At 31.2% G+C, this 10,171-nt stretch carries 9 protein-coding genes; 5 read left to right on the forward strand and 4 right to left on the reverse strand.

Going from position 1 to position 10,171, the window contains the following annotated elements; translation table 11 throughout:
- The 3 genes from CVD18_RS22405 to CVD18_RS19655 form a co-directional block, all read right to left on the reverse strand.
- A partial coding sequence (locus CVD18_RS22405) for a transposase (RefSeq protein WP_146052865.1) occupies window positions 1–390 on the reverse strand: 390 nt, incomplete at its 3' end.
- 357 nt (window positions 391–747) lie between these two features.
- Window positions 748–1,323, reverse strand: a complete 576-nt coding sequence (locus tag CVD18_RS19650) for a GIN domain-containing protein (RefSeq protein ID WP_103867204.1) — start codon at window positions 1,321–1,323, stop codon at window positions 748–750.
- Between the two features lie 205 nt (window positions 1,324–1,528).
- Complete coding sequence (locus CVD18_RS19655) at window positions 1,529–1,948, reverse strand: LytTR family DNA-binding domain-containing protein (RefSeq protein WP_103867205.1); 420 nt, start codon at window positions 1,946–1,948, stop codon at window positions 1,529–1,531.
- A gap of 456 nt (window positions 1,949–2,404) precedes the next feature.
- On the opposite strand from CVD18_RS19655, the gene CVD18_RS19660 reads away from it, so the two are divergent.
- The gene (locus CVD18_RS19660) at window positions 2,405–3,220 is read left to right on the forward strand and encodes a hypothetical protein (RefSeq protein WP_103867206.1); all 816 of its coding nucleotides are present in this window, start codon (window positions 2,405–2,407) and stop codon (window positions 3,218–3,220) included.
- 5 nt (window positions 3,221–3,225) lie between these two features.
- Window positions 3,226–4,752, forward strand: coding sequence for a hypothetical protein (locus tag CVD18_RS19665; protein WP_146052866.1), 1,527 nt, complete (start codon window positions 3,226–3,228; stop codon window positions 4,750–4,752).
- Window positions 4,753–5,060: 308 nt separating this feature from the next.
- Here CVD18_RS19665 and CVD18_RS19670 read toward each other — a convergent pair whose 3' ends face one another.
- The gene (locus CVD18_RS19670) at window positions 5,061–5,990 is read right to left on the reverse strand and encodes a LamG-like jellyroll fold domain-containing protein (RefSeq protein ID WP_103867208.1); all 930 of its coding nucleotides are present in this window, start codon (window positions 5,988–5,990) and stop codon (window positions 5,061–5,063) included.
- Between the two features lie 332 nt (window positions 5,991–6,322).
- On the opposite strand from CVD18_RS19670, the gene CVD18_RS19675 reads away from it, so the two are divergent.
- The 3 genes from CVD18_RS19675 to CVD18_RS19685 all read left to right on the forward strand — a co-directional run bounded on the left by CVD18_RS19675 (window position 6,323) and on the right by CVD18_RS19685 (window position 9,909).
- A complete protein-coding gene (locus tag CVD18_RS19675; protein WP_103867209.1) occupies window positions 6,323–7,417 on the forward strand; it encodes a sensor histidine kinase in 1,095 nt (364 codons plus the stop codon).
- Window positions 7,398–8,153, forward strand: a complete 756-nt coding sequence (locus CVD18_RS19680; RefSeq protein ID WP_103867210.1) for a LytTR family DNA-binding domain-containing protein — start codon at window positions 7,398–7,400, stop codon at window positions 8,151–8,153. The genes CVD18_RS19675 and CVD18_RS19680 overlap by 20 nt, the downstream gene beginning before the upstream one ends.
- A gap of 103 nt (window positions 8,154–8,256) precedes the next feature.
- Entirely contained in the window at window positions 8,257–9,909 is a 1,653-nt protein-coding gene (locus CVD18_RS19685) for a S41 family peptidase (RefSeq protein ID WP_103867211.1), read from the forward strand.
- The last annotated feature ends 262 nt before the right edge of the window (window positions 9,910–10,171 follow it).

Genomic DNA, 10,171 nt, shown 5'->3' on the forward strand with positions numbered 1-10,171 from the left:
CACTTGCCCATTATCAGTCTTACCAATACAGCCTAAATATTGTCTGGAAACACAAGCTGACATTTTTCCTTTTTTACCAAAACCTACCTCATCTATCAGTAAACCAGTAGGTTGTTTATTATTAACAAACATCTTTGAAGATTCTAAGGCTACTTGGTCCATTAAATTTCTAAACGACCAACAATCGCTATTGATAAAATGATTAATGCTTTGTTGATCCAAACAAGACAAGTGATCTGCTATATTCTGGCAGTTTACAGTCTTCTTTTCTAGTTTGAAAAGCGATTGAAAGTAATCAAAGGCGTGTTGCCTATAAGAAAACTTGACAATCTTAAAGTGCGTACTAAAATCTGAAAAGAAGGAAGTAAAACTAGAACGGACAGATTCCAAAAATTCAGGGGTTTTGGAATCATTTTTTTTGGCGGATACTATCTATTATAGCACGCTTTTGTTTAATTTGTGAAACATTTATTTTGAAGGAGCAAAATAGTGTGTTTACTATCATTCACAAAACGTTTTGCTCCTTTTTTCTAAGATGACAAAGTAGGAATACTTTGAATTTACTGTAAAAAAGAAAATCAGCTATTTTTTGTTTATGCAAAGAAGGAAAAGTTAGCATAGCTACGGTTAATTTTTATTCTGAAGCATAGGCGAAAAAGAGAATTTTATTGCGGTAAATTCAAAGTGTAAATGGTATTATTCTTTTGTTACCTTACTATATAAACAAAATCATTTCTATTGTGAGTTCTATTTATTGATCATAGCAATACCTTTTGAAACATTTTTACTGCTTTTAGTTTCCAACCTTTCAGCATTAATAATTCCAATACCAGTGACTTTTAAGTTAGAAGTAGCTGCATAACCAGAAATATTAATATTAGACAACCCTTTTAAGTTAACACTGAGATTAGTAACAGAAACCTCTAATTTTCCGTTTAAAATACCATCCCCACTTATAACTAAATCTTTTTGATTTATTTTATCCTCCGAGATTAGTGTTATTACTCCAGTCATGTTTAAACCTGATATTCCAGAATGATTCAGGTAAATAATGTACTTAGAGTTTTTGCAATTACCACAACTTTTTTTATTATAAATATATAGCTCACCATTGCGAACTTCTGTAATTAAATCTACCATATCAGAGTTGTTTTTTGCTACAATCTCTATAGAGTGATTAGGGTCTCTTTCTAAATGAAGCTCCACATTACCTACAAGGTTTACCTTATCAAACTTTTCTAAGTTTCGAGTTTTTTCCTTATTTGTTATGCTACAGCTAGTAAATAAAATTCCGAATAATGCAATAAATATATTTTTTTTCATTTCAATTTGTTTTAATGAGTTTTGCTTTTCTTTTTTTTAATGATTAAATTAATATTGGTACAATATCCGTTTAACCTATCGCTCTTAGTAATCATTTTTACCAAAGTGTCGTAATGGGTAGTTGAACTGTAATCAACAGTCTCATTGATACATCTATTTTTTGATATATATTGAGACCACCCTTCTTTGATCAACATCTCCTCTTTTAGGGGATGCCTGCATACTGCCATCTAATTACTTTGATTATGGTAGAATTGATAGTGGTTGATGTATTGCACTTCAGAAATTTATCTAAAGCAGTATTCAAATCGTCTTTTTGAATAGGTTTTAATAAATAATCAACACTATTTACTTTAAATGCTTGAATGGCATACTGATCAAAAGCCGTGATAAAAATAATAGGAGCTGTAACCTCTATTTTATGAAAAATCTCAAAACTCAATCCATCGGCCAGTTGGATATCCATAAATACCAAATCCAGAGTAGTGTTTTTTTGAAACCATAGCACAGCATCTTCAACGGTATCGATTATATCCAACAATTCATAATCAAAATTACATGCTTTTAACACGCGTTGTAATTGGCTTGCTGCTCGTGGTTCATCTTCAATTATCAATATTTTCATAATTATTCTTTTGTACTGATGTCTTGCTCTGTGGGAATCAAATATTAAACTCTTAACTAGTTTATAAAATGACTTTAAGCTAAATCGTCGTTAAGTTTGGTTGAATTGTAAAATTTGTGTCTTGATTATTCTTCTCTTACTAGTATACAGAAATTACTCATTTAAACGACCAAGAATTATATTCTAGAATTAGAAAAATGTGCTTTTTGGTATAGGTAACGATAATAATGAAGAAGGAATGTGTATGGAATGGAAACTTAACAGGCTTACAAATAAATCTTACTACACCATTAATACACGTTTTTTAAAATAGGCAAAACACTAAAATGAATAGGGTGAAAACCTATTTGTTTTAGTGTTTTTACCTCTTGATTGTAGTGATGCAAACTTATAATTTTATACTATAAAATAACTTAAGATTTAGGAATAACATTTAAATCTCAAAACAAAAACATTATGGCTATAGAGTTAGAAATTCGAGATGGTTCTCCTCACTGGTATTTAAGCCCAGATATATGGGTAGTAAAAGAACCTGAAGATTTAATTGAATCAGTGCCAGTTGCTGGCATGCCTTTCTTTGTAAAAGCAAAGGTGAAAAACCATGGAACGACAAATACAACAAATGCAACTGTAAAATTTTATTGGGCAAACCCATCTACTGGGGTAAATAGAAATACCGCAATACTTATAGGTCAATCATTTATTAGCTTAGACGGGGCAGGTGAGGCCGATGTACTATGCTTAACACCTTGGGTGCCTGAATATGTAAATAATGGACATGAGTGTCTTATAGTAGAAGTGTTTCATTCTAGTGATCCTTTACCAGGAACTGTAGATTTTAACGTACCAACAGATCGACATGTTGCTCAAAAAAATCTTTCTGTGTTAATGGCTTTTAGATCAATGTTTCACATGAATTTTGAAATGCATAACGGTTCACGAAAAAAAACAAAATTCAATGCAAAGGCAGAACAAGTAAGCATTAAAGAACTTCAAAATATTTCACCAGATCTAAAAGAAAAACTTAAGGGTAAAAAAGAAGGTAAGTTAAAAAATGTTGATTTTACCAATGAGCGTTGTATGGATAAGACAAGAGAGTTTTCAAAATGTAAAAATGATAGTGAAGAATTTATTCTTAATGGATTTGGAAAGAAACCTTTAGCAATTACAGGAAATATAGAAGGAGATTATGTCTTTTTAGTTGTCACTCAATATCATAAAAATGTTGAAATGGGAGGTTTAGGAATAGTAGTAATTAATGACAAAGATTAGTAAGCATGATACCAATAAAAATAAATAACAGACCATTTGCATCGGATCTAATTACAGGTATAATGATGCCAGATGGGATTTTTGAAACAAGTTTAGGTAAAATGAAGCTAAATGCACATTTTTCCAATTCAAGTACCAATAGTTTAAGTGGATTAAGCATTTATGTTGAAAGTGCTTCTCATCCAGGAATTGTAGTTACTCCAGTAACACACCATGTAAGTTTATTAGAAAGCGGAGCATCTGTATTACAAAATTGGGATGTAGATATTTCAGCGGCTTCAGCAGGATCACATTATGTTAGTTTTATTGTTGAAAATACAAGTGGTAGACAAAGAATCATTAAGAAGATTTTTATTACAAAAGTAAGCTTCGATTCAACTAGTGATACGTTCTTTGCCGAAACTCCTGAGGGGAAAATTGCAGTAAGATATAGAGAAGTTACAGAAGTAAATAAAACTAGATGCTGTAAAAAAGAAAGGTCAAAGAATAATGATTTAAGTTATGATGATTTCTTTGAAAATTTGAGCTATACTTTTTCATTAGGAAATAAAACATATGAATTATGTCCAGTCTTTTTCTTACCATTAAATTTAGAAACAGGTTGGACACCAAGTCCGCCTTACTCTGGACAGTATAGTGATTTGCCGTTTAATGACCCTTGGTGGAAAGTGGTGATTGCTATTATAGCTTTTCTAATACTTGTAGCTGCAGCAATTGTTGAAGCAACTTCTGGATCTGGTTCTATTACTGCAACAGCAGGTTGTACCACTACACCATCTGGTGTTTGCGCATCGGGTAGTGGAAGTAGCCCTGTTGCAGCAGGTCTTGTTGCTGCAGCTGCTGTTGTTGCAGGTATTGCGGCATATAGTGATGAAAGAGATTTGCATAGAATTGGGCAAGACAAAACGTTTCCGGGGCCAGGGGAATTGACCATAAGTGAGAGTATGACTTCTAAGTTAAAATACTTGGATAGTATTGAATTTGGCACACCATTTAAGGTTATTATAGATTGGCATTATGAACGATTAACTAGGGATCCGAATGGTGTTGAAAAATCATATGCATATTCTGAAGTTACCGAAAATAAAAATGTTCATTTATTGTCAAAATATGAAATTGAGGCACCAGATATTGTACGTCCATACAAGAAGGAGTATTTTATTGTTAAAGGAAAGTTTTATGATGAAAATGAGAAGTTATTCAAAGGTGAGCAATTATTTGTGAACTGCTTCTTAATACATAATAAAACAGGAAGAACCATAGATTTTATTCTTCAAGATAATGGTAGTAAGATAGATAAATTAAAAAATGATGGTACCTATACAGGAAGTTATTTTTTTAATAAAGAAGACGAAGGTAGGTGGAAAATCTATGTAGTTGCTCAAGATGTAAATCATGCTGACGAAAACATGACACCAGAAGAAGCGGCTCAAATTATTGGAGGTATCGTGCTTACCAATCAATTAGCAATTAGTTTCTCTGGTGGGTCATGTCCTTTAGTACCAGATGGTGATGTTCAAGTGGTAGTATAGCTACGGTTAATTTTTATTCTAAAGCATAGGCGAAAAAGAGAATTTTATTGCGGTAAATTCAAAGTGTAAATGGTATTAAATAAAAGTTAGCTTTTATTTTGGCACTGGCGAGCGTTGGATAATTGTGTGTAAAATAAATTGCCAAAACAATTTGATTTTATAAAACAATCCAGCGCTTGGTAGTGGCTATTTTATATAATGGAAACTGCCTAATCAATCATGAACTCTATAATTTAAATCATAAACCTCGTGAGTAAATTATAGCTACAAATGTTGATTGCTAAGAATCTAGTATTTTTTTTAAACTCTTACGGTTCTAAAATAGTTTGTACTCCATTTTCCAGCTGATATAGAGTAGTGATTTCTTTATTGGTTAAATTTCTATTGAAAATAGAGAAATCATCCATAAGTCCAATATACCCAAGTCCTAAATAAATATTTGATTTTGATACATCCCAGGTAAAAGGAGTATCGATAGTATTGCGAGTGCCCATGTGCTGACCATTCATATATAAAGAAGCTTGTCCGTTATCACTATTTAAATTAGAAAAATTAATCAAAATGTGTGTCCACTGATCTTTACCAAAAGGTGGATTTTTTACCCCAGTAAGACGTTTGTTAAAAATAGGATTTTCATTATCTGGTCCTTCAGGATTTGGGTTCCATATATCTCGATCTCCAATAACTCCTAATCTAAAATCTCGAGGATTCGCTTTGGTGAAATCAACCCAAATTGCAGCATCATTATAACTTTCATCTGTAATTTGAATAGGATCACAATAGCCAGGTTTCAAATCTGTAGCAGGATCTAAGCTTAACCAAAAAGAAATTGCACCACTCCAATTTTCTTTACTGTAAGCAATATTTTTTTCACTAGGATAATAAATATTTCCTTTACTTCTCTCTGTAAACACTAATCCATGACCATATTTCCCTTTTCCTTCTTGTCTACTAATATCAGGTTTGTGCAATCCTGCCATAACAGAATCAACAGTTTTTCTATTAGGTACTGTATATATACGTGGATCACCTAATGAGAAGTCGGCTTTAACTCCATGATCAAAAGAAGCATAAAAGGTTAGTGCCTCTTTTAAATTAATATTTATAGTATCTACAGCTGTAGTTTCTTTATTTACTGTAACTTCTTTAGGTTTTTCATTTTGTTTACAAGAATATAATGTTACACTACAAATTGCAATTATAAATGTAAATCGTTTTACTATTGATATGCTTAGCATCTTATTTTGTTTAGGTATGAGAAAAAAGTAAATCAAAGTTACTAATTAACCGCGTATTCAAAAAAAAGAAGTAGATCGGTTCATTATTTTTGATTGTTTAATTCAAAAAAAATCAAAGTGTTATATAATATATTTGTATTATGTAACTTTTCTTTGGCAATTGTAATGTAATAAGCTTTGCCAAAAGCAACGATAGGAGTGAAGTAGGAGTAAGATATTTGAACTATTAACAACAGCTCATTTTTTGTTTTGCATGCCATTCAAATAATTCCGTTATTAGCATTCATACTTATCCAAGAAAAGGTATACCACAAATTAAGTCTATAAAATCTATGCCACTATTCAACAAAAAGAAACGTATACAATATTTAGGATTTAATGATGTGTGGTTTTCGGTTGTTGGCATTTTGATTTTAAGTCTTAGTTCGGATTATATCTTTAATAATTCTTTTCAGAGTTATCCATTAGGATTAGCTTTTTATAGTTGGGGCGCTTCTTTAATCGTAACTATTTGTGATTGGCTGATTATACGAAGAATTTTAATCTTTTTACGTAAAAAGTATCCTGATTTTCGTGATGATGTAAAGCGTATAGTCATTTTTTTTATAGCCATTGTCACCACTATACTCATTGTTGATTATGTAGGAGGGAGTTTGATAGAGTATGTATATCGCTTTTTGGGTAAAAATGCAAATTATATTACACAGTTAAAAATATTGTTACCAGTTACCTTACTAACCATAATGATTATGGCGATATACGAAGCTATGTATTATTATACAAGGTTAAAAACATCCATTAGAGCCGAAGAACAAGTTAAACAGGTAATGATTCAAGCACAATTAGATACGCTAAGGAATCAAGCACAACCCCATTTTTTATTTAATAGTCTTAATACCTTACGAGATATTATAGACCACGACACTAAGGAAGATGCCAAAGATTTTGTAGATAATTTATCTGGTGTATATCGTTTTATTATCGAGTCTGGTAATTCAAATTTAATTTCCTTAGAAAAAGAGTTGAAATTTGCTAAAGCTTATATTCATATTCAATCAGAAAGATTTGGAGACAACTTAAAGCTTACTTGGGATATTCCAGAAGATAAACTCTTTACAATGATAGTACCTATGAGTTTACAGCTTTTACTAGAAAATGCTATAAAACACAATATTGTTTCTAAAGCCAAACCTTTACTTATTACTGTAGCTATTAAAGTCGATACCTTAGTAGTGAGCAACAAAATTCAAGCAAAATCAACCAAAACACCATCTACAAAAATTGGATTAAAGAATATTAAAAAAAGATATCAACTTATATCAAGTAAAATGCCTGTTATTAATAATGATGGAGAATATTTTACAGTTTCGCTACCATTATTAAAAGCATCAAATCAAAATACAACTCATGAAAATATTAATCGTTGAAGATGAGCCTCGTGCCGCAAGTCAATTACAAAAATTATTGACCAAAAGTGTTTTTGATTTTGAAGTACTAACCATTATCGATTCCGTTGAAGATTCAGTTTCATGGTTTAAAAAAAATAGGACACCAGATTTAGTGTTTATGGATATTCAACTAGCAGACGGCTTAAGTTTTGAGATTTTTCAGAAAATAGAAGTAACTGCACCTATTATTTTTACTACCGCTTTTGACCAATATGCAATTCAAGCATTTAAAGTAAATAGTATTGACTATTTACTAAAGCCCATTCAACAAAATGACTTAGACGCTGCGTTAAACAAATTTTCAAAATCTAAAAGTCTATCAAACCCTATAGAACCGAATATCTTAAAAGAACTTTTAAGTAGTATTCAAACTCCACAAAAACGCTCAGGAATATTAGTGAAAGAGGGGAGTGGTTTTGTACAAATAAAGGTGTCAGAGCTTTTATATATGTATTCGCAGGATAGTATCACTTTTGGTATCACCCACAACAAGCGATATATCATAGATGAAACTATGGATCAATTATTTGACTCATTAGATGATACTAAGTTTTATAGAATTAATAGAGGACAGATTATATCTAAAAATTCAATCCATAAAATAGATCCTTATTTCAACCATCGTGCAAAGCTATCTATTTCAAATCCAAGGGGTCAAGAGTTTATTGTAAGTAGACAAAAGACAAGTGATTTTAAAGATTGGATGAACAAATAAGAAGCTAGTGACGTTTCAAGTATCAATACCTACGTTTCAACTGAAAACACTATTGATGAAGATGAGTTAAAACTATGTTTGTGATGTAATCAAAAACAACATCATGAAAAAAACACTAATTATACTCAGCTTATTTCTATGTTCTCAGTTATGGTCTCAAGAGACTCTAACTACAGCTCAATGGCAAGAAGATCTTCGTTTTATTCAAAACACCATTCATAAAGATTATTCGTTTCTTTTTGTAAAAACAACAAAAGAAGATTTTGATACCGAAGTAGAAACACTATACAATGACATTCCGAATTTACAAGAACACGAAATTATTATTGGGATTTCTCGACTCGTGTCTTTATTCAAATACGGGCATACCTATATTAGTTTTCATCAAAAGTCTTTTGAGTTTTCACAATTTCCTTTCAATTTATATGAATTTAATGATGAAATTTATATTCAGGGAGCACACAAGAACTACTCAGAAGCAGTTGGAGCAAAAGTCATAGCTGTAGAAGGGAAGCCAATTTCAGAGGTTCTAAAAAGAATTGAACCGACAGTAGAAGTAGAAAACTCACAATATTTTAAAGCTTACGGAATTAATAATATACGATATCCTGAAGTTTTACATGCTCAAAAAATTACAAAAACCCTTCTAAATAAGTTATCCCTTACCTTAGAAAAAAAAGGAAAGGTATTTACTCAATTTTTTACTATATTACCTAAAGGAGAAAGAGTTCCTACACACCGTGGTTTTGTACATCAAAATGAAAATTGGTTAGATGCGAGAGACCAATCAACAACCCCATTATATTTACAACATCTGGATAAGGTTTACTTCTCAGAATACTTAGCTAAAGAAAAGGTAATGTATGTAAGACATAGTAGAATAGCAGATGAAGCTGAAGAAAGCACCAAAGATTTCTATGCTCGTGTTTTTAATGAAATTGAAACTAACGATACTGAGAAATTAATTATCGATTTGCGTTTAAATGGTGGTGGAAATAACTATTTAAATAAAGATGTTATAAAAGGTCTTATTAAATCTGAAAAGATAAATAAAATAGGGAAGCTATTTGTAATTATTGGAAAACGCACCTATTCTGCTTCCCAAAACCTGGTTAATGTAATAGACAATTATACCAATGTTATTTTTGTGGGGGAACCCACAGCAGAAAATGTCAACTTTTGGGGTGATAACCGGCCTGTAACATTACCAAACAGTACTATTGATATCTCTTTATCGTATTTATGGTGGCAAGATAAGCCAGCTTTAGAAAATGCAGAATGGATAGCTCCTAGTATTCCAGTTACTATGAGTTTTGATGAGTATGCTAGCAATCAAGATCCTGTATTAGAAGCAGCATTAACTTTTAACGTACAGGATTTTAAACCTAAGCCAATGGATTATATTGTAAGCTTGTTTTTATCTGGACAAACACAAAAAATGGCAGAAGAACTTCCTAAAATGATTCAAGACCCACTGTATGCATTTTGTGATTTTGAGACAGGCTTAATCAAAATAGGGAATATTTTATTACAAAGTGGTCGTACACCACAAATTCAGGCCTCTATTCAAGTATTTTCTATGGTTTTAAAGTTCTTTCCAAATTCGGCAAATGCTTATAAATATTTAGGAGAATCGTATATGGCAACAGGAGAAACTCAAAAAGCAAAAGAAGTACTCAAAAAGGCTATTTCTTTAGATACTGATGGAGAAATTGGTAAAATTGCTACAGCGCTTTTATCAGAGATAGTCAATTAATAGCTATAGAATAAAACTAAACCACCCTGAACTTTATTAAACCATTTTTGAGACCAATAAAAAAGTGTTCTTTTACACAATATTATAAAACTAACCTTTTAGTTTTATAATATTGTGTAAAAATGTATTTCACTTTCAAGCTTTATAACGAAGTTCTAATTCAAAGGGGATTAACAATAAATTTTGGCTTAGTTATGATTTGTATATGTTTTATCTTAGCCTAAATTTTATTTTTGATGATTCCTGAAGATTTCAAAGACTT

The sequence above is a fragment of the Aquimarina sp. I32.4 genome, assembly GCF_002924285.1.
Taxonomy (GTDB): domain Bacteria; phylum Bacteroidota; class Bacteroidia; order Flavobacteriales; family Flavobacteriaceae; genus Aquimarina.